26 protein-coding genes, 1 tRNA gene and 2 pseudogenes are annotated in these 25,436 nt (G+C 46.6%); 15 read left to right on the forward strand and 14 right to left on the reverse strand.

Annotated elements, in window-relative coordinates:
• Window positions 1-37 precede the first annotated feature (37 nt).
• The 5 genes from rfbC to RS889_RS09165 all read right to left on the reverse strand — a co-directional run bounded on the left by rfbC (window position 38) and on the right by RS889_RS09165 (window position 4,523).
• Entirely contained in the window at window positions 38-583 is a 546-nt protein-coding gene (gene rfbC / locus RS889_RS09145; RefSeq protein ID WP_315710382.1) for a dTDP-4-dehydrorhamnose 3,5-epimerase, read from the reverse strand.
• Window positions 580-1,815: a methyltransferase domain-containing protein gene (locus tag RS889_RS09150; RefSeq protein ID WP_315710383.1), complete on the reverse strand. Its 1,236-nt coding sequence runs from the start codon at window positions 1,813-1,815 to the stop codon at window positions 580-582. The genes rfbC and RS889_RS09150 overlap by 4 nt, the downstream gene beginning before the upstream one ends.
• Entirely contained in the window at window positions 1,805-2,872 is a 1,068-nt protein-coding gene (gene rfbG, locus RS889_RS09155) for a CDP-glucose 4,6-dehydratase (RefSeq protein WP_315710962.1), read from the reverse strand. Before rfbG ends, RS889_RS09150 begins: the two co-directional genes overlap by 11 nt.
• Window positions 2,863-3,636, reverse strand: a complete 774-nt coding sequence (gene rfbF / locus RS889_RS09160; RefSeq protein ID WP_315710384.1) for a glucose-1-phosphate cytidylyltransferase — start codon at window positions 3,634-3,636, stop codon at window positions 2,863-2,865. The genes rfbG and rfbF overlap by 10 nt, the downstream gene beginning before the upstream one ends.
• A gap of 80 nt (window positions 3,637-3,716) precedes the next feature.
• A complete protein-coding gene (locus RS889_RS09165; protein WP_315710385.1) occupies window positions 3,717-4,523 on the reverse strand; it encodes a hypothetical protein in 807 nt (268 codons plus the stop codon).
• An 816-nt stretch (window positions 4,524-5,339) separates the two neighbouring features.
• On the opposite strand from RS889_RS09165, the gene RS889_RS09170 reads away from it, so the two are divergent.
• The 4 genes from RS889_RS09170 to RS889_RS09185 all read left to right on the forward strand — a co-directional run bounded on the left by RS889_RS09170 (window position 5,340) and on the right by RS889_RS09185 (window position 8,294).
• Window positions 5,340-6,062 carry an RNA polymerase sigma factor FliA gene (locus RS889_RS09170; protein ID WP_315710386.1) on the forward strand — a complete coding sequence of 241 codons (723 nt, stop codon included), beginning with the start codon at window positions 5,340-5,342 and terminating at the stop codon, window positions 6,060-6,062.
• Between the two features lie 51 nt (window positions 6,063-6,113).
• Window positions 6,114-6,626, forward strand: coding sequence for a flagella biosynthesis regulatory protein FliZ (gene fliZ, locus RS889_RS09175; protein ID WP_021016410.1), 513 nt, complete (start codon window positions 6,114-6,116; stop codon window positions 6,624-6,626).
• Between the two features lie 525 nt (window positions 6,627-7,151).
• Window positions 7,152-7,940, forward strand: coding sequence for a phosphate starvation-inducible protein PhoH (phoH, locus tag RS889_RS09180; protein WP_021016408.1), 789 nt, complete (start codon window positions 7,152-7,154; stop codon window positions 7,938-7,940).
• Between the two features lie 261 nt (window positions 7,941-8,201).
• A complete protein-coding gene (locus RS889_RS09185; protein ID WP_315710388.1) occupies window positions 8,202-8,294 on the forward strand; it encodes a VOC family protein in 93 nt (30 codons plus the stop codon).
• Window positions 8,295-8,414: 120 nt separating this feature from the next.
• Here the strand turns inward: RS889_RS09185 and istB are convergent, their stop codons facing one another.
• The 3 genes from istB to RS889_RS09200 all read right to left on the reverse strand — a co-directional run bounded on the left by istB (window position 8,415) and on the right by RS889_RS09200 (window position 11,097).
• Window positions 8,415-9,212, reverse strand: a complete 798-nt coding sequence (gene istB / locus RS889_RS09190) for an IS21-like element helper ATPase IstB (RefSeq protein ID WP_315707434.1) — start codon at window positions 9,210-9,212, stop codon at window positions 8,415-8,417.
• The gene (istA, locus tag RS889_RS09195; protein ID WP_315707433.1) at window positions 9,212-10,384 is read right to left on the reverse strand and encodes an IS21 family transposase; all 1,173 of its coding nucleotides are present in this window, start codon (window positions 10,382-10,384) and stop codon (window positions 9,212-9,214) included. Before istA ends, istB begins: the two co-directional genes overlap by 1 nt.
• 104 nt (window positions 10,385-10,488) lie before the next feature.
• On the reverse strand, window positions 10,489-11,097 hold the full coding sequence (locus tag RS889_RS09200; protein ID WP_315710389.1) for a TetR/AcrR family transcriptional regulator: 609 nt from the start codon (window positions 11,095-11,097) through the stop codon (window positions 10,489-10,491).
• A gap of 105 nt (window positions 11,098-11,202) precedes the next feature.
• Here RS889_RS09200 and RS889_RS09205 point away from each other — a divergent pair, with 105 nt between their 5' ends.
• On the forward strand, window positions 11,203-12,168 hold the full coding sequence (locus RS889_RS09205) for an alpha/beta hydrolase (RefSeq protein WP_315710391.1): 966 nt from the start codon (window positions 11,203-11,205) through the stop codon (window positions 12,166-12,168).
• 36 nt (window positions 12,169-12,204) lie between these two features.
• The gene (locus RS889_RS09210) at window positions 12,205-12,966 is read left to right on the forward strand and encodes an SDR family oxidoreductase (protein WP_315710392.1); all 762 of its coding nucleotides are present in this window, start codon (window positions 12,205-12,207) and stop codon (window positions 12,964-12,966) included.
• Between the two features lie 436 nt (window positions 12,967-13,402).
• Here RS889_RS09210 and RS889_RS09215 read toward each other — a convergent pair.
• Window positions 13,403-13,492, reverse strand: a tRNA-Ser gene (locus tag RS889_RS09215).
• Between the two features lie 186 nt (window positions 13,493-13,678).
• Window positions 13,679-14,317 (reverse strand): RpiB/LacA/LacB family sugar-phosphate isomerase, encoded by a 639-nt coding sequence (locus RS889_RS09220; RefSeq protein WP_290179359.1) that lies wholly within the window; start codon window positions 14,315-14,317, stop codon window positions 13,679-13,681.
• 267 nt (window positions 14,318-14,584) lie between these two features.
• On the opposite strand from RS889_RS09220, the gene RS889_RS09225 reads away from it, so the two are divergent.
• Window positions 14,585-14,713 carry a hypothetical protein gene (locus RS889_RS09225; protein WP_315710395.1) on the forward strand — a complete coding sequence of 43 codons (129 nt, stop codon included), beginning with the start codon at window positions 14,585-14,587 and terminating at the stop codon, window positions 14,711-14,713.
• Between the two features lie 317 nt (window positions 14,714-15,030).
• Here the strand turns inward: RS889_RS09225 and fabA are convergent, their stop codons facing one another.
• Both fabA and RS889_RS09235 read right to left on the reverse strand, forming a co-directional pair.
• Complete coding sequence (gene fabA, locus RS889_RS09230; RefSeq protein WP_021016402.1) at window positions 15,031-15,549, reverse strand: bifunctional 3-hydroxydecanoyl-ACP dehydratase/trans-2-decenoyl-ACP isomerase; 519 nt, start codon at window positions 15,547-15,549, stop codon at window positions 15,031-15,033.
• Between the two features lie 67 nt (window positions 15,550-15,616).
• Window positions 15,617-17,369, reverse strand: a pseudogene (locus RS889_RS09235) (AAA family ATPase).
• Between the two features lie 207 nt (window positions 17,370-17,576).
• On the opposite strand from RS889_RS09235, the gene matP reads away from it, so the two are divergent.
• The gene (matP, locus tag RS889_RS09240) at window positions 17,577-18,032 is read left to right on the forward strand and encodes a macrodomain Ter protein MatP (protein ID WP_290183166.1); all 456 of its coding nucleotides are present in this window, start codon (window positions 17,577-17,579) and stop codon (window positions 18,030-18,032) included.
• Here the strand turns inward: matP and RS889_RS09245 are convergent.
• Window positions 18,010-18,558, reverse strand: coding sequence for a 2-thiouracil desulfurase family protein (locus RS889_RS09245; RefSeq protein WP_021016399.1), 549 nt, complete (start codon window positions 18,556-18,558; stop codon window positions 18,010-18,012). The genes matP and RS889_RS09245 overlap by 23 nt on opposite strands.
• Before the next feature lie 108 nt (window positions 18,559-18,666).
• Complete coding sequence (locus RS889_RS09250; protein ID WP_021016398.1) at window positions 18,667-18,852, reverse strand: GhoT/OrtT family toxin; 186 nt, start codon at window positions 18,850-18,852, stop codon at window positions 18,667-18,669.
• Between the two features lie 555 nt (window positions 18,853-19,407).
• Here RS889_RS09250 and tnpA point away from each other — a divergent pair.
• From tnpA to RS889_RS09285, 7 genes and pseudogenes are all read left to right on the forward strand, one after another.
• Window positions 19,408-19,716: an IS66 family insertion sequence element accessory protein TnpA gene (gene tnpA / locus RS889_RS09255; protein WP_315707813.1), complete on the forward strand. Its 309-nt coding sequence runs from the start codon at window positions 19,408-19,410 to the stop codon at window positions 19,714-19,716.
• A complete protein-coding gene (gene tnpB, locus RS889_RS09260; protein ID WP_290180505.1) occupies window positions 19,716-20,084 on the forward strand; it encodes an IS66 family insertion sequence element accessory protein TnpB in 369 nt (122 codons plus the stop codon). The genes tnpA and tnpB overlap by 1 nt, the downstream gene beginning before the upstream one ends.
• 45 nt (window positions 20,085-20,129) lie before the next feature.
• Window positions 20,130-21,557, forward strand: a pseudogene (gene tnpC, locus RS889_RS09265) (IS66 family transposase); the annotation flags it as partial.
• Window positions 21,552-21,692, forward strand: coding sequence for a transposase domain-containing protein (locus RS889_RS09270; RefSeq protein WP_315710963.1), 141 nt, complete (start codon window positions 21,552-21,554; stop codon window positions 21,690-21,692). The pseudogene tnpC and the gene RS889_RS09270, both read left to right, overlap by 6 nt.
• Window positions 21,693-21,963: 271 nt before the next feature.
• Window positions 21,964-22,236, forward strand: coding sequence for a hypothetical protein (locus tag RS889_RS09275; RefSeq protein WP_315710397.1), 273 nt, complete (start codon window positions 21,964-21,966; stop codon window positions 22,234-22,236).
• Window positions 22,237-22,382: 146 nt separating this feature from the next.
• Window positions 22,383-22,658 carry a hypothetical protein gene (locus tag RS889_RS09280; protein ID WP_021016396.1) on the forward strand — a complete coding sequence of 92 codons (276 nt, stop codon included), beginning with the start codon at window positions 22,383-22,385 and terminating at the stop codon, window positions 22,656-22,658.
• 651 nt (window positions 22,659-23,309) lie between these two features.
• On the forward strand, window positions 23,310-24,980 hold the full coding sequence (locus RS889_RS09285; RefSeq protein ID WP_315710399.1) for a methyl-accepting chemotaxis protein: 1,671 nt from the start codon (window positions 23,310-23,312) through the stop codon (window positions 24,978-24,980).
• Window positions 24,981-25,436 lie beyond the last annotated feature (456 nt).

Raw genomic sequence — 25,436 nt, forward strand, 5'->3', positions numbered from 1 at the left:
CAAATAGGGCTATTGGGACGAAAGTGTGGAAGCTGAATTATTCGCATATTTTTCCCTCATCATAGTCAGAATAGTTTGCGTCTCTTTCATTTATTACGAGTGGGTGTAAAGGCCATATAATATTAAATGTCGGATCATTCCAGCGGACACCATAGTCTTTACCTGGAACATAAGATTTCGACATTTGGTAGAATAGCTCACTGTTATCTTCAAGGGTCAAAAATCCGTGAGCACAGCCTTCTGGAATGTAAAAAGCATTATGTCTTTTAGCATCTAGCTCAATGGCTGCCCACTTAAGATAAGTAGGGGAAGATGGCCTTAAATCGATTGCAACATCATAAACACGCCCTTGTGTTGCTCTCACCAACTTTGCCTCTCCGAAAGGATCACGCATGCAATGCATGCCGCGTAATGTTCCTTTTTGGTAATTCAATGAGACATTACACTGTGTGAGGTTATATTCAATACCTTGTTTTTTAAAGAGATCCTGACAGAAGGTACGAGCAAAGAGCCCTCTTTCATCCTGATGAGCATCGATTTCAATCAGCAGCGCGCCTGATATCGCGGTAGGTGAAAATCTCATGCCAGAATTTCCAACGTTGGAATTGCAACAACAAAACGGCCACCCCAGGACTGAATCTTATTGGTCGCAATGACCTCTTCTTTGATATTCCAGGGAAGTATCAGAACGTAGTCAGGTTTTGTTTCTTCTATTTTTTCGGGTGAATAAACTGGTAATTTACTGCCGGGTAGAAAATGATTTTGTTTATGGGGATTACGGTCGACAACGTATTGAATAAGATCAGTTCCAATTTTACAAAAATTGAGCAAGGTATTTCCTTTAGCCGCTGCACCATAGGCCACAATCGTTTTACCGTCCCTCTTTGCCTGGCGCAGGAAATGGAGCAAACCTTCTCTAATCGGCTCGATGCGGTTTTGGAATAGTAAGTAAGTTTCTATATTATCTAAACCATAACTTATCTCATTCTCTCGAATATGGGCGACGCTTTTCTGGGTTAGGTGAGCTTTTGATGAAACATGCGTGGCCATGATCCGCAGGCTGCCACCATGCGTTTTTAATTCTTCAACATCAAATATTCTTAACCCATATTTGGCGAAGACCATTTCTAAGGCGAGTAGTGAAATATAATAGAAATGCTCATGATAAACCGTGTCGAATTGTACATACTGCATTAGTTTCAATAGGTGTGGAAATTCGAGACTAATCACTCCTTCAGGTTTCAGAAGAATAGCCAATCCTTCGACAAAATCATTAATATCAGGTACATGTGCCAATACATTGTTACCAATCAGTAAATCAGCTGATTTCCCTTGTGCTAACAAGTCTTTGGCTGTGGCCGCCCCAAAAAAACGGCATTCTGTATTTACACCAATCGAACGCGCTACTTCAGCAATATTTTCTGCTGGCTCAATGCCTAGAACGGGAATATTAGCTTGTACAAAATGACGCAGAAGATACCCATCGTTACTCGCAACTTCTATAATCTGAGACGATGCGCTTAACCCAAAGCGTTTAATTGCCATGACTGTAAATTGTCGTGCATGTTCAACCCAGCTATCGCTGTAAGATGAAAAATAGGCGTAGTTGCTGAAAATATCACGCGGAGATACAAAGGTATCCGTCTGAACTAATTTGCATTTTGAACAGACCAGAACACGCAACGGGTAAGTCGGTTCCGGCGACAATAATTTTTTCTGAGTGAGGTATGAATTAGCAAGCGGCGTTTCTCCGAGATCGATGAAAGGCTGCTCCAGCGAAGAGTGGCAGAATCGGCATTGTTTTTTAGTTGTCATAAATTTCATTCTCGTAGTCACTAATCTGTTTTAGTGAAAAATCCCGCATATCATGCCCTTGGCGATAAGCGGCGTACCATCTGGTTGTCCAATCGAGTGTCTGCCTGAGATTGAGTCTCGGACACCAACCGATAGTTTTTTGGGCCAGGTCAGAGCGAAGTACCAGGTAACTGGCTTCAGGAGGGTGTTCTCCAGGAGAGTGTTGCCATGCATGTTCTATTTTCTGGCTCATGGCCAGTGCGTCAATCACTTCAGAGACCGTGGCAAAGTTTTCAGGTGTGGGACCAAAATTAAGCGCATCGGGTAATTGACTCTGTGTTTCTATTAAGGCCTGCGCGAACAGTAGATATCCATGTAAAGGTTCTAGAACATGCTGCCATGGTCTGATGGCATTGGGGTATCGGAGCATCACGGCGTGATTTGCTTCAAACGCGCGGATAGCATCTGGAATCAATCGATCTGCCGACCAGTCGCCACCACCAATAACGTTTCCCGCCCTTACTGTCGCTAATTTAATCCTCATTTGGTTGAAAAAACTGTGTCGGTAACTCTGACAGATGAGTTCTGTCGCTGCTTTAGAATTACTATAGGGATCTTCTCCACCTAATGGATCGATCTCAACGAAAGGTATGCCAGCATTGTTATTTGCATAGACTTTATCTGTTGTTACAACAATGACGGTTTTTACGGATTTTGAGATTCTGACTGCCTCAAGTAAATTAACCGTTCCCATAACATTTGTAGAGTAGGTATTGGCTGGGTCGGCATAAGATTGTCGGACCAATGCCTGTGCCGCCATATGGATGACAATTTCAGGTTCCGCTTGTATCAGATAATCTTTGAGTTTTAGTTCGTCACGTATATCAAGGAAATGATGGCCAACGTTTGTTTCAATAGTAAATAGTTTATATAAAGATGGTGAGGTATTGGGTGGTAAGGCCACTGTAAATACCTGTGCACCTAATTTCTCCAGCCATAGACATAACCAAGAGCCTTTAAATCCTGTATGGCCAGTGATAAATACACGACGGCCAGACCAAAAATTTTTTAATCCCATATTTTCCACGGTGCTTTTCCTGAACGCCATAGATCTTCCAAGAGCATGCGCTCACGTAATGTATCCATAGGCTGCCAAAAGCCATCGTGATTGAAGGCTGCGAGCTGTCTGGTTGCTGCTAACGTTTCCAGTGGCTCGTTTTCCCAGGATGTATTTTCGTCTTTAATAAAATCCAGCACTGAAGGGTGGAGTATGAAAAAGCCCCCATTAATCCGTGCCCCCTCATTTTGAGGTTTTTCAAGAAACTCCGTGACATGGTACCCATCAGCACGAATTGCCCCAAACCGTGCGGGAGGCGCGACGGTACACATTGTGGCCTTCAGACCATGCTGACGATGAAATTCAATCTCTGCAGTGACATCTATGTCACCAACACCATCACCGTAGGTCATACAGAATGGTTCATCGGGGTTAAGGTATTGCCGAATGTTTTTCAGACGACCTCCGGTCATGGAGGTCAGACCGGTATCTACGAGTGTTACCCGCCAGTCTGGTGCCGTTTTATTGTGATATTCGATCGAGTTTTTAGACAAATCAACGGTGAAATCATTATGATGTAAAACGATATTAGAAAAATATTCCTTCAGCATATAGCCTTTATAGCCGACACATACAATGAAGTCTTTCAACCCGTGGTGGGCGTAGATATTCATGATGTGCCAAATAATAGGTTTGTCGCCGATATCCACTAACGGTTTAGGTTTTACTATCGTTTCTTCGGCCAGACGCGAGCCCAGACCACCTGCCAATATGACAACTTTCATTAAAAAGTTCCTTCGCTGTGTCGTGACCGATTTTTTCGGATAAACTCTCTATAGAGAATAATAGATACTAAAATTAGGTACTAAGTACCAGGTCTGTATATTCCGTCTGTGGTTACTGAATGCATTGTTCCAAATAATGACGATGGAAGCGCTGTACCATATATTTCGGTAATATGTTTGAGCAGTAAATAGCTTCCCAGCCGCTCTTGACAAAAAGCAATGGCTCGTTTTTGATAAGGGTTATCTTTTTGATATGGCTCAAAATTTTCTACAAAATTTAGAGCAACGGAAGCTACATTTTTAAAATTTTTAACCCACCAGTTAGCAGGATAAGTGCCTAACTCAACACCGCCTGGTACTAAATATTTAGAATTAAAAAAATGGAAACTATCTTGAGATGATAAGACATCAGATTCTACAGCTATCGTAGTGTAGCGGAGTAAATCAATTATATTATGCACGGCTAAATATTGTGCATAAAGGTTATTAATGGTAACTAATTGAGGTAATATAAATTTCTTTGCTGAGCTCAATTCAGTTGTAAATTTTATGTTATTAGCTGCCTTGGCTTGTATCACATACATGCTAGGGTAATTGGGGCTTGATATGCCGTGCTTGGTAAAAATGACAAATTTTCTATATTGCCATATGGTGATCGAATCTGTTTTGATATCACCAGACTCAAGCAGTTTTAAAATTACCATTGAGCCAAATGCGCCGGATAATTTTTCATGAAGCGCTTGGGCATTTTCAAAAAAGTCATACCCATGGATAACGTCAAGTCCTTGAGGATTGGATGGCGACAAAGTGTTCAGCCAGATGATTTTTGAGTCTTTAGGAGGACGATAGTTAGGTAGTTGATCGTGGCATATTATGAAGATGGTCATGGATTATCCCAAAAAGGTAAATGGTACCTTATGTACCGGCAACGAAAACTACCAATCACTATGTAATAATCATTATATCAGTAAGACACTTGTCCACCATGCCACAAAAAAAACCTCTTTTGGGGTGTTATTCTGCCGATTAATGGCACTACAGAAAGTTGGATCGGTGCCGAGAACTACGGTTTACAACTAAAAATCAAGGGCGTTGGTATATTTACACGGGCTATATGAATTTTTTAACTAAGGCAAGAGAAACTTAATTTTTAAAATGCGAATGTCAAAAATGATGAACCAATATTTTATTTCCAATATGTGGAGAACATCACATTAAGCTAATTAATAATTTATTTTTATATAATTGGTTAGTTGAAGCAAAATGGTATTGCATGAAAAATAAAGAACGTGACTGCTCTATTTTTGAAAACTGTCCACAGTATCTCGATTTATCACCCCAGTGATTAAAATCGATAAAAAATATCCATACTATATATATCATTGGTGCTATCTTTGATGTAAACCTGTGTCCTCGGATGTGTGTGAAGATGATTGTAAAGTGAAGTATTCATAGAATATGTACTTAGAGTAGTAAGTTTGATTCATTTTTTAAAAATCAATGTGTTAATGCCATTTTCGCCAGTTAATAGTGGACTTGTTCGAACATGTCATGCTCTTTCTTGGCTATCAAAACAACAAGTTTTTTTATGTTTGATATATGGAGTAAATAGGGACGATTTTTAGCTCTTGTTCAACCGATTGTTAATGCGGCTCGGAAGCATAATAGTATCGATAACATTATCATCGTAGGTATTTGTCACTGTGAGCGATCTGTATACCGCCGAAGGCACAATGGATAAAAATTCTCTCTGGCAGCGCTATATCCCCTTGGTGCGGCACGAGGCTCTGCGATTGCAGGTTCGTCTCCCTGCGAGCGTAGAACTTGACGATCTGTTGCAGGCGGGAGGTATTGGTCTGCTCAACGCGGTGGAGCGTTATGATTCATTGCAAGGCACGGCGTTTACCACTTACGCCGTACAGCGTATTCGTGGTGCAATGCTGGATGAGCTTCGCAGCCGGGACTGGGTACCACGGAGTGTACGACGTAATGCTCGTGAAGTGGCTAATGCTATGCGTCAGGCTGAACAGCTGTTAGGCAGGGCACCCACTGAGCAAGAAGTTGCTCAGGCTTTGGATATCACTCTGCAAGAGTATCGTCAGATCTTGCTGGATACTAACAATAGCCAGCTGTTTTCTTACGATGAATGGCGTGAAGAACATGGTGATAGCGCTGGTGCGTTGTTGGAGGGAAATGAAGAGGCCAATCCGCTGCGTCAGCTCATGGATGTTAGTGTTCGTGAGAGAGTGATGGAGGCGATTGAAAATTTGCCAGAGCGTGAAAAGCTGGTGCTGACTCTTTATTACCAGGAAGAACTGAATTTGAAGGAAATCGGTGCTGTTCTGGATGTTGGGGAGTCACGAGTTAGCCAGTTGCATAGCCAGGCGATAAAGCGTCTGCGTGTAAAATTAATGAACGATGTTTAATTGGAAGCGTAGACATGTAGTTATCTTACTATACTGTTATGGAATGGACTCATGCCGCAATCAACTAGGAAGAAACAACTTCTCAGCCGTTATTTAAAAGACTTCAAACATAGACAAACACATTGTGCCAATTGTGGCAAAGAATTAGATCGTGTTTCGTTAGTATTTCGTAATCAACTTATTAATAAAAAATCAATCGGCGGTATGGATCAGCTAATTGATAACGCTGTCTGGTTATCAGTGCAGGAGGAGTTAATTCCACTATGTCGTTTCTGTAGTGAAGTATACTGCAATACCCATGCTAACTATTTTGATATTAAGGCATTTACACAATATCTGATTGAACAGACGGAAGTTCGGCATAGCACAATGCGTGAATATGTTATTCGATTGAGACGACTGGATGAACTGTTGGTAGCGAAAAATTACCCACAGGAGCGTTTTGTGACCAGCGATAATATTCAGCAGCGAATCTGTGATTATTTACCGGATATTGAGCAAAATACCTACCGCAGCGCTTTGCGAAAATATGATCAATATCTCAGTTGGCAGCGGCATTATTGATTGGATCGTTTTCATCGAGTTGCGAGGGCGATACTTATCGAGTATATGTTTATGTTATGGCAGTGTGAAAGTGCTTGCCAAAGCGGGGTAGATTATTGCACTGTCATAATACTGAAACCGTCTGGCGGTAATTTTGCTTCAGATGGTTATCAGGATCTTTAATGCGGTCAATTATTATTCGTGGGAATAGTGGTTGTCACAGTGAGGAGCTCGAATGGCAGAGTCCTTCTTTGGACGAAATAGTCAACAAATCCAGCATTTCCTTCTACCGACTTATCAATGCGGAGGATTTCCCTCCCACTTCGTTTCTCCACTGTGTTATCGCTTTATCTTTTGTCGATATGACCATCCGCATTTACGCCGAAAGCCGATTGCAACTCAGCGATGCTATTTCGCACGAGGGCTCATCGGCTTTTTTCATTTCATGTTCTTCACCGGCTTAATAAGGAAGCCAAACCTCATTTGTGAGTGAAACGCCGTAGGATTTGAGTCTACGGTAAGTGAAACAAACTGTAAGGTGCCACTATGGGAAGACAAAAAGCAGTGATCAAAGCACGTCGTGAAGCCAAGCGTGTTATCAGACGTGAATCACGTAACCATCGGCAGCGTGAGGAAGAATCGGTCACTTCTCTGGTTCAGATGGGGGGTATTGAGTCTATCGGAATGGCGCGGGAAAGCCGTGACACGTCGATGATAGAAGCCCGTACATCCGCCCAGGAGCATTACTTGTCTGCAATAGAAAATAAACAGTTGGTTTTTGCCACTGGAGAGGCTGGTTGTGGCAAAACGTTTCTCAGTACGGCCAAAGCGGCCGAAGCACTAATTCATAAAGAGGTTGAGCGAATAATCGTGACCCGTCCGGTATTACAGGCCGATGAAGATTTAGGCTTTTTGCCTGGCGATATCAATGAGAAGTTTGCACCTTATTTCCGACCGGTGTACGACGTCTTACAGCGTCGTCTGGGTTCTTCTTTTCTGCAGTACTGTCTGCGGCCTGAAATAGCGAAGGTAGAAATTGCACCTTTTGCTTATATGCGTGGTCGGACATTTGAAAATGCAGTGGTTATTCTGGATGAAGCGCAGAATGTCACTGTGAATCAAATGAAGATGTTTCTAACACGTTTGGGTGAAAATGTAACAGTGATAGTAAACGGTGATATTACGCAATGTGATTTGCCGTCAAGTGTGAAGTCGGGGCTCTGTGATGCTCTGGAGCGGTTTATAGAAGATGAAATGGTGGGTATTGTGACGTTTGATAAGGACGACTGTGTACGTTCTGAATTATGTCAACATGCCTTGGTTGCTTACAGCTAAGTCCAGAGCATCGAGGGCTGTATTGCCGTCTGGTCCTCGGTGTGTTTGTGGCTGAAAAGCGAGTGTTACTGTTGTAGATCCTGAAATTAGTCGTATCGCTTCACTATAGAAAAACCCTCTGCCGCAAGTCAGGGGGTTTTTTTTACGATCATGAGCTACCCGTTGGAAAAACTGACGTCATTATGTTGCTGGATAGAAAAGCAAGCTTGCGTTGTACGAACTACACTATTCGATTGAAACTTGGTCAGAAGAGGAGGGCATATGGTTCGCGTCGTTGGGATAGATCATCTTGCCATTCGTGTCGGCAACCTGAAGGAATCGAAGCATTTTTACGATAGCGTGCTGAACTGTTAGCGCCGCACTCTGTTTGCCGGAGCGCTGGTCACGAGATTTTTGGAAAATCAGCAGTCGTCATTGTCAACGCCACGATCTTTGACCGTTATTTGCCATTTTCATGCCCGCTAGATGCTTTCTTTACTGATGCTGTCCGCTTTCCGCCATTTCATCGTCACTGATTGGCGTGGCGTTTTTGGTCAGCACTCCAGCTTTACGTTTTTCCTTCAACCTATAGCTTTCTCCTTTGATATTCAGCGTGGTTGAGTGATGCAGCAGCCGATCCAGGATCGCCGTAGCCAGCACGTTATCTCCAAACATCTCTCCCCAGTCTGCGAAGCCTTTATTTGACGTCAGGATGATGCTCGCTTTTTCATATCGACGGTTCAGTAGCCGGAAGAACAGGCCGGCTTCCTCTCTGGTCATTGGCAGATAGCCTATTTCATCCAGGATCAGCACCCGGACATAACTCAGTTGCTGTAACTGGCGCTCCAGCCGGTTTTCCAGTTTCGCTTTCATCAGCGTCGCGATCAGTCTGTCCAGTGGCATGAACAGTACCCGATGCCCTGCATCCGCCGCTTTCACGCCGAGAGCAACGGCCAGATGGGTTTTCCCGACACCTGGAGGACCCAGCAGGATTACATTCTCGCAGCGCTCCACGAACGCCAGACCGGCCAGCTCCCGGACAACCTTACGATCGATGCCCGGCTGGAAGGTGAAGTCGAACTGCTCCAGCGTTTTGACCCATGGCAGACGCGCCTGCTTCAGTCGGGACTCCATGCCGCGCTGATGTCTGCCGTTCCACTCCTGCTGCAGCGCCATGCACAGGAACTCCCGGTAGTTCAGCTCTTTTTTAGCCGCCTGCTCCAGCAGGCTTTCAACGTGATAGCTCAGGTGCTCCATTTTCAGGCGACTCAGCAGCGCTTCAAGTTCATGCATCACAGCAACTCCTCATAAGCACTCAGTGGGCGATGTTCTACCATGCTGACCTGCTGCCAGAGCGGGGCGTGGTGTTCCGGCACAGTCTGCCAGCCAGACGATGCTGAACAGAGTCGGTGTGACGCCACCTGTTGCTCATTGCTGTAGATCCGCAACTCATCATCCAGTGAGATCCGTATTGAGACCGGCTGTCCACACAAGGTTTCAGGAACACTGTAACGATTGCCGCCAACCTCGATATAACTGTCCCAGGACACATGGCGGATGTCGAAGTAGCTGGTATCGAAGTCTGTATCCGGCAACGGCTGCAGATGCTCCTGTTCCAGCGCGAAGCGCTGTTCCGGTGTTTCTTTGAACTGGCGAAGCTCCCGTTTATCAGCAACATCCGCCATCCACTGCTCCAGTTGCTGGTTAACATGAGCGAAGCTGTCGAACGTGCGGTACCGGACGAAGAAGTTCTCCTTGAGATACTTCACCATCCGCTCTACTTTTCCTTTGGTTCTGGCCCTGCGTGGGCGGCAGGCCCGTGGCAGGAAGTCATAGTGATCGGCCAGCAAGAGGAACCCGGAGTTGAACACCACTTTTCCGTTGTTATTTTTCAGCACCGCTGCCTTCTGGTTATCAACCAGCACAGTTTTCACACTGCCATCGAAGTAGCGGAAGGCGCGAACCAGCGACTCATAGGTGTGTTCAGCATCCTGCTTTGGCGCGGCGAAGACATGGAAGCGTCGGGAGAACCCCAGCGTATTAACCGCGAAGTTAACTTTACACCGTAGCCCGGCAACCTCCAGCTCGACTTCGCCCCAGTCGTGCTGGAGCTGATATCCCGGCTGGGTTTCGAAGCGAACCGTTCTTTTTGATGGGCGCATTTTACGTTTGGGCTGGATGTAGTAACGCAGCATGGAACGCCCGCCGGTATAGCCCATTGCCTTAATTTCCGCGAGGATGACCTCGCTATTCCAGACATTCTCGGCCAGGCGCATGTCAATGTAGTCCATAAACGGTTTCAGCTTAACCATTTTGTGGCGAGTCTTTCTGGCTGGCGGTTCAGGGTATTTGAGGTAGCGTCTGACAGTTCGTTCAGAGCAACCCACCTGAGTCGCAATATCGACAATGTACGCACCCTGCTGGCGCATTTGCTTTATCATGTAAAAGTCCTCTCTGCTCAGCATGTTGATGTCCTTTCTGGTGTGAGAACCTAAAGGAAACAACATGTAGGGTGGAGCGGACAATACTAATGGTGAATTACCGTCTTATATCACTGGCGCTAACATCATTAAGATGGCGGAGATTGCAATGGTCTGAGGGCATTATCGATCAGGTCTTGTCCGTATTGTTCCGTCAAGGGTGCAAACCGCAGCAGCAATCGATAATAAACAGGGGCAAAAATAGCGTCGACGAGCAATTCCGCGTTTACATGCGCGGGAAATTCTCCGCTTGCTTTGCCTCTTTCGATATCGGCTATTGTGGATGCGCGTCTGACGCTGATGTGACGATTATAGAGTTCGTGCAAAATTGACGGGTCGCTCTGGCCCTCGGCGATTAGGTCCGCCATCACCTTGCCGAACGGCCCGTTAAAGGCGGCGATGAGAAGACGCATCTTGGCGCGGATCACCTCCTCCGATGTCGAGGCATGGGGCACCTCCTGCTTGGCGACGAGCCGTTCGTGAAACATGGCGAAGATGATGGCCGCCTTGGACGGCCACCACTTGTAGAGGGTTGGCTTTCCTACCCCCGCACGCTTGGCGATGGCCTCCATAGTCAGGTCACGCACCGAGCATTCCTGCAACAGTACATAGACCGCATCAATGATCGCGGCATGGGCGTCGGCTGCGTTGCTGCGCGGCCGGCCGGGCCGCTTTTGTGTCGTCGTCGATGTGTTCATGTGATTTATCTTAACGGACCAGAAACTAAATTGACAGTCGTTATAATTTAATATACGTTACGTTCAGTAAATTAAAAATATTTCACGACGACAGGACTGACCGATATGCAATCAGACTTTCAACTATCGGCGCGCAACCTCGCAATTGTTGAGCATCTGCTGACGCCCGAAGACCGAAACGCCATCGCTGCCATGCGCACGATGATTGAACCCAATAAGGGGATGCTTGAAGGTATTTCGGCGCGCGGCCCCTTCGATGCGATCATGGCGCGCGTTGCGCCGGCTGAGGGCGTTTCATACCGCCCCGACGTTATTGGCGGCATATCCGGCTGGTGGTGCCTTCCCACTGATGCGCGACCGCGACAGGCAATTCTCCATCTGCACGGTGGCTGGTTCAACTGGGGTTCGGCGGAAGCGTTCAGACACCTCGTCGGACATATCGCCCGACGAGCAGGCGCCGAGGCTTTCGTGCCGGACTATCGTCTTGCACCCGAGCACCCGTTTCCAGCCGCCATCGACGATGCGCTCGCCTGTTACTATGGGTTGCTTGGGCGGGGGGCGAACAGCATCGCCTTGACCGGAGACTCGGCAGGCGGAAATCTGGCGCTGGCGCTGCTGTCACTCGCCACGGCCCAGGCATCTGCTGATCGTCCCGCTCCAGTTGGAACCGTGGTTCTGTCGCCGGTGACGGATCTGACGCTGGGCGGAAAGAGCTGGGAAACGCGGGCGGCTGCCGACCCATATTTCACCCTGGGACAAGCACGCCAACTCGTCCGCTCCTACATCGGCAGCCGCGATCCGGTCGATCCTTTGATTTCGCCGCTTTACGGCACTCTCTCCGGACTGCCACCGATCCGCGTGCATGCCGGCGATGCCGAGGTGCTGCTGGATGATTCGCTGCGTTACGTCGAGCGTGCCATCGATGCCGGGGTCGATGCCACGGCAGATGTGTGGCGCGGTATGCCGCATGGCTTTCTGGCGGGTGTAGGGCGGTTGACTGCCGCCGATCAGGCGCTAGACGCGATTGGGACCTTCCTCTCGGCGCAGCTGGACGCTGTTGAGGCGAATTGATCAACAAATTAACAATCCGTAAAAGAGGGGAACATCATGCAAATCGTCGGTAATACGATACTTGTTACAGGTGGCAATTCCGGCATCGGCCAGGGGTTGGCCGAGGCCCTTCATCGTCTCGGCAATCAGGTCATCATCGCCGGGCGGCGGCAATCGGCACTGGACAAAGTGACCGCCGCCAATCCTGGGATGCAGTCGACGCTGCTCGACATGGATGATGCCGGCGCATTTCGCGCCTTCGCTACGGACATGGCGGCGCGCTTTCCAACCCTCAATGTACTGGTCAACAATGCTGGCATCCAACGGCCGGAAAATGTGTTGAATCCATTGGAAGATTGGTCTGCTATGGAAGCGATGGTCACGATCAATCTGCTCGGTCCCATGCGTCTAACGAGCGCAATGCTGCCGCTTCTCCTGCGCCAAAAGCGATCGACGGTGATCAATGTGACCTCCGCAATGGCCTTTGTTCCCGGCGTGGGCGTCCCGACCTACTGCGCGACGAAGGCGGCGATGCATTCCTACACCCAGTCCCTGCGACGGCAGCTCAGGGAAACCAGCGTCAACGTCATCGAGATCATCCCGCCTTATGTTCAAACCAATCTGGGACCGGGTCACGGGACGGACCCCCGCGCCATGCCGCTTGCCGATTTCATCACGGAGACGATGGCCATCATGCGTGACAATCCCGAGGCGATAGAGGTCGTCGTCGAGCGAAGCAAGCAGCTTCGATTCGCCGCCGAACAGGGCCGGTATGACGCTACGTTCAAGGGGCTGAACGAGGCTATGTGGTCAGCGTGAAAACATCCTGAAGGTTCAAGCTTGTTGCATGTTCCACGATTCACAGCGCTGTCATCGTCGAATCACGAAGAGGTTCTGACAACGGACGATCCGCGCCATCGGTGGGTTTCCGGCAGGTGCATGCCGGGGAGAGTGATATAGTGGGCCGACATTACGCCACTATAAAATTGATCGATAATCGATGGAGCGAGCGAGCCGCTTCCTGGCGTGCTGGCGGAATATGTGACGCTTCATGAGAATATCGCGGCCAAGGCACCCGTATGATGAGGAAGCGTCCACCTTGCCGGTCGCAGCACTGACGACAGGGTTTGCTCTCATTGAGATGTTACAAAGTACCAAGTGTAGGGTCGAAGCGTAGAATCGGCGATCGCTACTCCGCTTGGTGCCATGAGGTGATCGGCGGGAATATCGTGCCGCAGGGGGCAATCAGCGGGGCTGGCGGTGAGGGAGGGATTCGAACCCTCGATACGTTTACACGTATACACACTTTCCAGGCGTGCTCCTTCAGCCACTCGGACACCTCACCGGATTTGCTGCCACCTAGGCAACGGGGCGCTACTATATGAAGTCGCCTTCATTCGGTCAAGTAGTATTTAGTGGTTTTGAAACATCTGGTTAAGCATTGAACGTGGCATGAAAAACAAGGGTAAACCTGAAACAGGAAAGAGATAAAAGCCACCGGCAATGCGGTGGCTGGATGTTACATTTTCAATTAGGCTAGCAGTGATTTGATATAGCTGGTGAGTACTTCATCTTTGCTGTTGGCGAAGAAATATTCCTTGAATTTAGGACCAGCAATAGCGCCTTTCAGCAGATCTTGATCAATACCTTTTAGGATGCTGATCAGATCGTTATAAGCAACTGCTTTGACGGCATCCAAAATCTTCTTGTTACGCTGTTCTGGAATCACGCGATCACGTGGATAACCTTGGCCACCTTCGCATTCAAATAATTTTTCAAAGATATATTGCAGGTTCAGTTCAGCGCCCCAACCAAAACCTTTGGCGAACGGTAGCGCGATAGCGTTACCATCGTTGATCTGGGCAAACATGTACGCATCAGAGGGATCGATCACCAGACCGCAAATGACCCCTGGAAAAGTGTTACATGCCAGCATGGCACCGGAACCAGTGCCACACCCGGTTACCACATAATCAGCCGCGCCTGAATTAAGCAGGATGGCTGCTAGAATACCGTTTTGAACATATGTCAGCGCAGCGGTATCTTCAGCAGAATATTGACCGTAATTGAAAACAGTATGGCCCATGGGTTCAACCACTTTAGTCAAGGTCGCGGCAATAAGTTCGTTTTTGGCAGCCTGGCTGTTTTCGTTAATTAGAGCAATTTTCATGTTTGTTCCTTTTTTGTGACGGACAACTACATTTTTTAAAACACTATTTCAATTAACTGCTGGCAGTATACCGTGAGAAAAAGAAAGCGCAAACCATCCGCTTCAAGATCACACGACTCTATGATCACTATCGCAATTCGTTGGATCGTTTAACCCGAGGGAAGCAACTATGCGTCATTTGATCCGTCAACTGGCGTAAGCCATTAAGTCCCGTCCCGATCACAATAAGTGGCGTTGCAAACACCACGGCAGCGGTTATAGGCTATTGTGGCGAAACGCAAATCAACAGTCGCTGACGCTATTCCCACTTGTGTATTGCGTTCCGACGGGGGATTATCCCGCAAACGTCCCCGGGTGGCAGCGAAAGGATTGGCGGGTTTGATTGATGGTTTATGATTGCGTAGTGTATTGACTGGCGATGAGCTTAACCATGAAGAGGTATTCTCATTACCGATGATTATATTGACCAGCAGTTGGCTGGAAGCTGAATAGGTGTGTGGATCAAATCTGCTTTTCAAGCATGACGTTATCTGGAGAGACAGGTAATCTATGCTGATTTCATATCGATAACAACATGTGGTGGGGGGATTGATATCCCTGACGACGTATTATTTTCGAGCTCTATTCTCCGTGATATACCGATACTGTGCTCCAGCTTTGTTATTGTGGCGATTGATCCCGGGCGAAAGCGATATGCTTGCCCGAGAATTCGCTTAGAAGTTGCTGGTGTCTTTAAACAGACCAACTTTCAGATCGCTGGCGGTATAGATGACACGGCCATCTACCAGCACTTCGCCGTCAGCAATCCCCATGATTAGTTTACGATTGATAACGCGTTTGAAATGTATACCGTAAGTCACTTTTTTGGCGCTTGGCAGTATCTGGCCGGCGAATTTTACTTCACCTACGCCTAGTGCCCGACCTTTGCCTTCACCGCCTAGCCAGCCGAGGTAGAATCCGACCAACTGCCACATGGCATCTAGACCGAGACAGCCTGGCATGACGGGGTCACCAATAAAATGGCAGCCGAAAAACCACAAATCCGGTTTGATATCCAGCTCTGCTTCTACATAGCCTTTTCCATGTCGACCGCCATCTTCAGTCATTGTAATGACACGATCCATCATGAGCATATTACCGGCAGGCAGCTGAGGTCCCTGTGGACCGAACAATTCACCGAGACCACTGAGAATGAGATCTTCGTTTGAATAGGATGCGCGTTTATCTACCATGTTTCTTTAAGCCCTGTTTTTGTGAAGCACGCAGGTTAGCGTACAGATGTACGCTGAGCAAGTATTGTTAGTGCTGGTTAAACCAGTTATTTGGCAAAAAACCAGGGGAACCTCCGTCGTTCCTGTGGTTGTACCAGAGCAATGCGCTCACGGATAATAGAAAGCAAGTTAGGTTGCTGCTCATCATCATAGGCAACATTAGTCAACAACGGTAGAGCCTCTGCGACGGTTTCAACCGGGTAGAGATGGAATTGTCCTGTCCGTACCGCTTCAACAACGTCAGGGTGCAAGCAGAGATGACGCTGATTGGCCGCTGGCAGAATTACGCCTTGATGACCCGTCAGGCCACGCCGCTGACACACTTCAAAAAAACCTTCGATCTTTTCGTTCACACCACCAATAGGCTGAACGTGACCAAATTGATCAACTGATCCTGTGGCGGCAAGCTGTTGATTGATAGGTTGTAAAGCCAGTGCACTGATTAATGTGCTGAACTCCGCTAGGGACGCACTGTCACCGTCAACCTCACCATAAGATTGTTCAAACACAATTGATGCGGAGAAAGGTAACTGTTGTTCCAGCTCCAGTTCTGAAATTAAGAAAGCTTGCATAATCATCATACCTTTGGCATGAAGATTTCCACCAAGTTCTGCTTTACGTTCAACATCGGTAAATTCACCGTCACCGGGATGTACCACACAACTGATACGTGTCGGTTCTCCAAACATTATCGGATAACCGGGGTATTCCAGCACCGATAGACCATTAATCTGACCTATCACATATCCTTCGGTTTCAATCAGAATTTGACCAAGCTCGATCTCATCTTGCATGCGTTCACATAGGTAACCTTCACGCCAGCGCCGTGCCGTTACTGCATCAATAATAGCTTGTGCGGTAATTTCTTTCTGTTGCTGCGCATACAGCGCTGAATACTGTAGCTGATGTGTCAACCATTGCGGACAAAGCGGTAGGCAGCCTTGATCGCCACTATAACGTACCGCCAGCGTAAACAGTTCATTCCAGGCATCGGCAGCCAGCAGCGGTAGCTGATTTTCCCGGCACAATGCATTGATATAGGAACACCAGTGCACCATATCTTCGGGTTCAATTAACTGCAATTGTGATTCGAATTCACCGTAGATGGCCAGTTCGCCCAGCTCGGGTTCCATCTCATGAATATCACCCAGACTTTCTCGATCACCCAGGATAATGACTCTTATATTGATGGGCATCGGAGGAATGTTTACCGGCAAAGGTCGGCGTTCATCAGGAGAAAGCCAGTAATATTGACCGTCAAGGACGATCTGCTTTAATCGAAGCCACATCAGTGGTTGTGCTAGTAACGTCCTGGCAGAAAGAATCAGCGTTCCGCCATTAACCTGATGAATCAGTCCCGGCTGGAGTGAGATCTCATCCTGGAAACAGCGGACGCAGCCGAATAACTGCTCTGGTTCAATCCATTCCCGATACCCACAATGAATGGTGGCCGCAAAGTTGTCATCTTGACGTTGTGCTGGCTGGACGCTGATCTGATGTTTCTCTATCTGATACACGCTACCATATAATTCATCACTGGACGGGACCAGTGTGTTAACCGCATTGGCAATCAGCGCCAGATAGGCGTTGTTCTCCTGTGCCTTCAGCAGCATAAAGTGAGAAGGTGAGCGCGGATGACAAAAAATATTCAACGCATCAGCCAGACGAGCCTGAATCGCTGAAAATTCAGCGGGGGCGAGCTGTGCAGCCTGGGAAAATAACGTCTGATATGGCGTATAGTCGGGCAGTAGGTGCTGCCATTCGAGTTGATTGCTGGTCAAAGTGTCTAATATAACCGTCTGAAGGAAAACCGCAATTATACAAGAATAATGTCGGCTGCACATGAGCAGAGTCGAACGATTCACCAGTTGATTCACGTTATGATGATATCGTGTGAAAAATAATCAGCAAAAAGTTGCTTGAAAAGGAAACTCAGGCAACAATGAAAAGACAATGGGATACGTTACACGGTCACTGAAGAATTTATGATGAAATATCAGCAATTAGAAAATCTTGAGTGTGGTTGGAAATGGAAATATCTGGTGAAGAAACACCGTGAAGGTGAGCCAATAACACGTTTTTTGGAGCAGAGTGCTGCGGAAGAAGCAGTGAATGCATTATTGAACATGGAGAGTCAACCAATAAAAGTGTTGCAGTGGATTGAACAAGACATGAACCCGGCATTGGCAAACCGGATGAAACAAACCATTCGTGCCCGGCGCAAACGCCATTTTAATGCCGAACATCAGAACACGCGCAAAAAGTCTATCGATCTGGAATATCTGGTCTGGCAGCGTTTGGCGGGACTAGCGCATCGGCGTGGCTGTACACTTTCTGAAACCATTGTGCAATTGATTGAGGATGCTGAACATAAGGAGAAATATGCCAGTCAGATGTCGCTACTCAAACAAGATTTGCAGGCTATTCTGAATAATAAGGCGTGATGCGACTCCTTTCTCTCACACCTTCCCGGTTTTGCTGATCATTCTCTGACACTCGTTGTACTAACGCGCTTATATTATGCTCTGCAAACACCTCAATACCATGAATCAGAAGAAGCTCGGCTACTACGCCATAACCGGCCGTTGTCTGCCCATTAAATTGGCCGTTGTATACTCTCTGGCTTCCGCAAGAAGGACTCCCCTCTGTCAGCAATGCGAAACGACAACCATGCTCTTTGGCCATTTTCAGTGCCAACCAGGCACCGAGAATATACTTTTCTGTGACATCTGTACCAGAGGACTCGATTACTCGAGCACCCTGTGTAATAACAGCTCGTCCTGATAAGGAGGGAATAATCTCTGCTGAAGGTCGAGGTGTGGGGAATCCTGCTGCCAGTTCCGGGCAAAAAGTAACCAGCCGGTTTTCTTTGTGCCAGATATCCAGGTATTCCGACACCGTTTTTTTATCAGACCCATTATAACGGACCGGAAATCCTGCTAGGCAGGCGCTAATCAGGATTTTGCTCATCTGAAACCTTTAATCATTAATCACATGAGGACGGTGGCAAGATACGATGATTGTGGCAAGTCATGCATTATACAAGGAAATAATAGGTAATTTATTAACTAATAATAATTAAAAAAATGAAAAAACCAACACCACAGGAAAGCTTAATGGCCATGTCAGGCCAATTATCAACGCTGCCAGGAAACGGATAAACAAGGAATTATCACGACTCATTAGAAAAGTAAATAACATTGAAACCACAAGGCCAATGAAATAAACATATTCCATGATTTCCCATAGGTTATGATGCAACACATTTCTTTCCTTAGTATATAGAGTACAATTATTATAAAATATTAGTATTTAATTATCAATAAGTTAACTTGTCATTTCCGACTGCTCCAAACACGTTGTCAGGATGGTTAGCAAACCACAGTGATAAGTTTAGTCTGGATAAGCCAGCATCTGCTTTGTGTGAATATACTTTCCCATATAAGCGGACTCCTATAAAGATTTGCATATGCTATCAATATTAAGGATAGATTATGGCGTCACTGTTTGTTGCTTTATTCATCAGTGTCTGACTATTGTTGCTGAATAATGTTAACGCTAACGGCATCATTGTTTCTGATGGGCATGTCAAAGAAAAAGTTATTCGGTCATCAACCTCAGCCTATTCAGGAAACTCCCTTGTCCGTTTAATATCACCAACAGTGGTTGGTTGTCGCTGTGAAAAGCACTGTGCATGGGATAGACAAGGTGGGTGGTGCCTCTATTGGTTACAAAGTAAGCGCCCTTAAATCGGCATCTTTTTTTCAGTGATTAACTGCGCCACACTGCCGCTGTCTACCATAAATGCAGGGCGCAATCATGACATCTCAACAGCGGGCCGAGCATTGGCGCGAACAGATCACCACCTGGCAAGCATCCGGTCTTTCTGGCCAGGTTTTCTGCCAGCAACAGCAGCTGACATACCACCAGTTTGTTTACTGGCGGCAAAAATATTGTACCGATAACCCGACTCAAGCGCGGGCCCCAGGGTTTGCCAAAGTCACCGCCGACATCACCCACGTCGACACCCCAACCGAGCTGACACTCTCATTGCCCAATGGCCTGGTGATCACCGGTCTTAATGACCGCAATGTTTCCCTGCTGGGCGCTATTCTCAGGCAACTCTGATGCGTAACCGTGACTTACGCCCGGCGCTGGCGATGCCACAGATTTTTCTTTATCGCGCACCCATCGATTTCCGCAAGCAGGTCAACGGGCTGGCGGCGCTGATAGAACAGGAATTGGGACACGATCCTTTTACCGGGGCGCTGTATGCTTTTACCAACCGCCAGCGCAATAAAATCAAATGTCTGATGTGGGAAGACAATGGTTTTGTCCTCTATTACAAGGCGCTGGCAGAGGAGAAGTTCAAATGGCCCAGTCTGGCCGATGACCTGTTACCCCTGACCGGGGAGCAGATTAACTGGCTGCTTGATGGTTACGATATCAGTCTACTCAATGGGCATAAAAAACTGCATTATGATGGCGTTAATTAGTCGAAACAGGAAGCATCAGGTGGCTGTTTTTGTTATAATTTAACCATGAAAACGCCCACTTTCCCGCCAGCCGAAAACCCCGACAACCGCAGTTTATCTGCGGTTGAATTGCTGGCGCAGGTCGAGAAACTTCAGCAGCAGCTTCAACATCGCGAATGTTATATTTCCCTACTCGAAGAACTGCTCCGCCTCAAAAAAGCCCAACAGTTTGCCGCCAGCAGTGAGCGGCATACTGACCAGATTGCCTTGTTCGATGAAGCCGAACTGGACGTGGCAATGGAGTCCTTGTTGGCTCAACTGCCGGATGACGTATCGCCGCCCCCACCGCCGTCTGGCACCCAAAAACGCCAACGCGGTTTCTCCGCCAACCTGCTGCGTGAGCGTGTGGAGTTGTGCCTGTCCGACGAAGAAAAAGCCGGCGCCCGCGCCACCTTCTTCAGCAAGGTTAAAGAAGAGCTGGCGTTTATTCCCGCCCAATTAAAAGTCATCGAATACTGGCAGGAAAAAGCGGTGTTTGACCGCGATGGCGAGGAGTTTATCGTGGCGGCCCGCCGCCCGGTCCATCCGCTGGGCAAATGTTTTGCCACCACCGCCTTGCTGGCGTATATCATCGTCGCCAAATATGCCGATGGGCTGCCGCTGTACCGCCTGGAAAACATGCTTGCCCGCAGTGGCCACCCGGTAGGCCGCACCAATATGGCCCACTGGATCATCCGGTTAGCCAAGGTATTTGCCCCGCTGCTGGCCCGGTTGCGTGACGTGCAAAACAGTAGCCGTTACCTGCAAATGGATGAGTCCCGCATCCAGGTACTGAAAGAAGAAGGCAAAACCGCCCAATCGGACAAATGGATGTGGGTGATACGCGGTGGCCCCCGATAAACCTTCAGTGCTGTTCGAGTATGACCCGAGCCGCGCCGGTAGTGTTCCCGTGCGCCTGTTGGCGGATTCACCGGTATTTTGCAAACCGATGGCTATGCCGGTTATGACGCGGTGTGCCGTGAAAACAAGCTTGTGCGTATCGGCTGCTGGGATCATGCCCGGCGCAAATATATTGAAGCGGGCAAAGCGGTCCCCAAGGGCGCAAAATCTGCCAAAGGCAAACCCACTAAAGCGGATGTGGCGCTGGGCTACATCGGTAAACTGTATGGCATTGAACGGAGCCTGCAGGGGCGCAGTGAAGCGGACAAATACCTGGCCCGTCAGCAATATAGCCTGCCGTTGCTCAAGGCATTCAAACTATGGCTGGAGCAGAATGTCGGCAAGATAATGAAGGGCTCGCTGACCCGTCAGGCCATGGACTACACGCTCAACCACTGGGCAGAATTGATAGGTTATTGCGATCATGGGCAGGTGAACATCAGCAATGCGTTGGCGGAAAATGCCATCCGCCCGTTTGCGGTCGGTCGCAAGGCATGGCTATTTGCCGACAGTTCGCAGGGCGCCAGCGCCAGTGCCGGGTGTTATTCCTTGATCGAAACGGCGAAGGCCAATCAGTTAGAGCCGACGGCGTATATCCAGTATGTGCTGGATCACATCGGCGAGGCGGATACGCAAGAAAAACTCGACGCGTTATTGCCCTGGAATGTGCGGACCTGGTCCCCTTTTTAAAAAATGTGTCGCAGTATGGATAGGGGGAGTACGTCGATTTAACGGCGCTTACGTTACAAAGAGGAGGTAACCGGGAAAAAGATCACACAGTGAAGACAGAAAAATGCTCAATCCACTCGTTAACCAGTATATGTGTAACATGTTCATAATGCAGCGACAGTGGGTGTTTAAGTCATATTTATGACAAAAATATTAATTTTTTGTTCTCCTATGGACATCATAAGGAGAGTAGCATAGTTTGGGTTTTTATCTCTGTGATAAAGGTAATAAAATGAGTGAGATATCAAGTTTGTCGTTAAAGATTCCCTTGAGTCTGAAAGAGAAGATTAAAGTAGCTGCGCTGGAGAATCAGGTTTCGATCAGTACTGAGGTAAGCGACCGGTTGCTGAAAAGTTTTGATACTGATGTCCATTCCAGTGATGTTGATGTCATCGATAACCAAAATACCGAGGAAATGGCAGAGTTACCTCTTACAGCCAAAGAGATTAAAAAATTACGTCAGTTGCTGAAAGAAAAGCCTAAAAGCACCTCCAAAAAAAAGTAATGCCTTCCTGAATGCATGCTGTATCACGTTCTGATATAGCATGCTCTAAATCTGTGAATCCCTAGAATGTGAACAAGATCGATAAAATATCTTCGCTTTGTGCCGATAGACTACCTTTAGGCTGATTTATCTGACAGGGAATAAACATGCTCATGGGTACACTAAAAGAAACGTTACTGTTTGGTGCAACCGGTCAAGTTGGCATTCATCGCTATGAGATCTATAAACATGAGATGAAAGGTGGTTATTTTGCCATCATCTATGTACAAAAAACGATAGCTGTCCATGATAATAGTATGGTGATGTGGGTAATGGAGAATTCATATTTACCACTAAAATCAAATTTTGTACCGAATGCCCGCATGGAATGTGAAGTACATTGGCAAGAAGAAATTGCACCATCTCTCTGTTCTGGGGATTAATGGATTAAACCTGTAACGGATGGCTCGTGGCTTAATAAACGGATGAGAAGACAAGGACGTTATCTAAATGATACATAAAAACATTTTTTTGATAAAAATTTTACTATTAACACGATTAACTTTTAAGGATTTTAATACGTAGAATACGTAACCGCTATCAAACCCGCGTTAGTGCTCTTTCGATAACTTACTGATCTAGTAAAAATCGTACAAAAATTAATACCAGGCATTATCTTTGCAACACTGATCTGGTCTGGTTGCAGAGAAGGCACAACATCGTTTACGATATCTCACTGCAATTGATTCATGGAGGATGAAAATGATTTTTTCTATGTGGGAAATAACGGATAGTTGCATTGGATATGTCCGTTCTTTGATTTCTATCAAAAATTTATCACATCTGCGACTGCCAACCTGACTTGATTTTCTGTGAACAAAATTATTTTTGTCAATTATTCTGTTTTTCTATTATGGAAATATTCACTACGTCACCTCAAAAATAATAGTCTCAAATATTGCATAACATTGATAATCTTTCTACTAAAGGAAATTAAATCCACAAGGTAGGATCCTGGATAAACATATTATTCAATAATAGTAGTTATTTTTCTGGATTGTTAATAATAGGATTGAAGTTCAAAGGGGATTTATATGAGTTTTTCTAATTTACGCATAGGTTATCGCCTGGCTATTGGGTTCTTTTTCTTGATATTCATGTTATTGATCGCTGGAGGGGTGGCATTATTTAATATGAGTGATTTCAATAAAAAAATGGATAGTACGGTTTCAGAAATTTATCCGCTCACAGCCAAAGGTAATCAATTAATTGAGGAGTTGAATAATGCACTGATGGGACAACAGGTTATCCTTTTCCTCAACTCCGAATCTGATATCACCCGTAAACTGGAGGAAATCAAGGGGCACTCTGCCACTATCACTACAGTACTTAATGATCTTGAAAAGTCAGTTCACGACAAAAAATCCATTGATTTGTTTAATGAAATTCAAAGAATTCGCAAAGAATATATGATTTCTGGCAATAAAATCATGGAGTTGGTAAATAGTGGTAATAAAGATGAAGCAGTTTCGGAGTTGTTGAATGTCGCATTAACGCTTCAAAGCAAATATAAAAGTAAGGTTTCAGAGTTTGTTGACTATCAAGATGACCAAATGGTTGAGGCAAAAAATGAGGTGAAAAAAAGTTATTTTGAAGCTCGTTTATTGCTGATTTCGGTATTTCTGAGCAGTGTTGTTGTCGGTGTACTCATTGCGTGGTTGATGACTCGTAGTGTTACTCATCCATTACAGGAAGCATTGTTGATTGCTGAAAAAGTGGCGAAAGGAGATCTTTCTTCTGAAATAAAAACGGAGCGTAAGGATGAAACAGGTATGTTGTTGCGGGCACTCAACAATATGAATGCGAGTCTGCGTCAGATTGTCAGTCAGGTTCGAGATGGGGCTGAAATGATTTCCACCGCAGCTTCACAAGTCGCTGCCGGTAACCAGGATCTTTCTGCCAGAACGGAAGAGCAAGCTAGTTCTCTGGAGGAAACTGCAGCATCTATCGAGCAACTGACCTCGACTATTAAAAATACCGCTGACAATACGTCACATGCAACATCGCTTGCTAGTGAGGCTTCTGAAACCGTGGAGAAGAGCGGTGAGATGATGGTAAGTGTGACGCAGGAGATGCGTGAGATTAAAGATTCATCTCAACGGATGGCGGAAATCATCGGTGTTATTGACAGCATCGCTTTCCAGACCAATATTTTGGCGTTGAATGCTGCAGTTGAAGCGGCAAGGGCGGGTGAGCAGGGCAGAGGTTTTGCAGTAGTGGCTAGTGAAGTTCGTGCGTTGGCGCAGCGTAGTGCAACAGCAGCAAAAGAAATTAAAGAACTCATCGACGACTCAGTGGAAAAAGTTCTGGATGGGATGTCTCTAGTTGAAAACACGGAATTAACTATGGGGTCGGTGATTCAGAATGTCCAAAATGTGAACGGCATAATCAATGAGATTGCCCAGGCAAGTCATGAACAGAGTGATGGTATTAATCAAATTAATCTGGCGGTTGGACAGATTGATACCACAACCCAACAGAATGCGGCACTAGTTGAAGAGTCTGCCGCTGCTGCTCGTTCATTACAGGATCAGGCGCAGAATCTGACTAGAATGGTCAGTGTTTTCAAACTCGGCACATTTCATGTGCATTATGGTGAAAGCAAATATGTCTCGGAAAATAACCAGTTGGCATTGGTTACGGATTTACCCGATGTAAAAGGAAAGAAGATTACAGAGGATATGGCCGATTGGGCAACGTTCTGATATCACTGACATGATTTTTATGCTGAAAACCGTCATGGTGACCACGACGGTTTGTGCGTTTCCATCCTGGAATCGACCACAGCAGGGAAACACTTGACCTCGCCTATTGAGGACAGATTAGCCTGATTCAATGCATGCCAACACCATAGATTACTTCTCTTGATAATCGGCGACTGATGAACTGCTTTCTTGCGCTTTGGATGCGAAGCTATCTGGGAAGAAAACGACAGGTGTATGTTCTACCAGTCTATTGAGCCTCGATGAATATAATCCAGCCAGGCCGGAAAATGTTGCTGGTATAATTGAAGGCATACTGAATTGAGCAGGAGACAATGATTATTTTGTCACTTTACCTGAATCATGATAATGAGGTTATAGGAATGTTCTCTCACTGTGATTTGATGTGAAATCCCGTGGTGAATTTTTCAAAAAAAACGTGTCTATTCGAGTGATTAG

This window comes from Brenneria uluponensis (assembly GCF_032395385.1).
Taxonomy (GTDB): Bacteria; Pseudomonadota; Gammaproteobacteria; order Enterobacterales; family Enterobacteriaceae; genus Prodigiosinella; species Prodigiosinella aquatilis.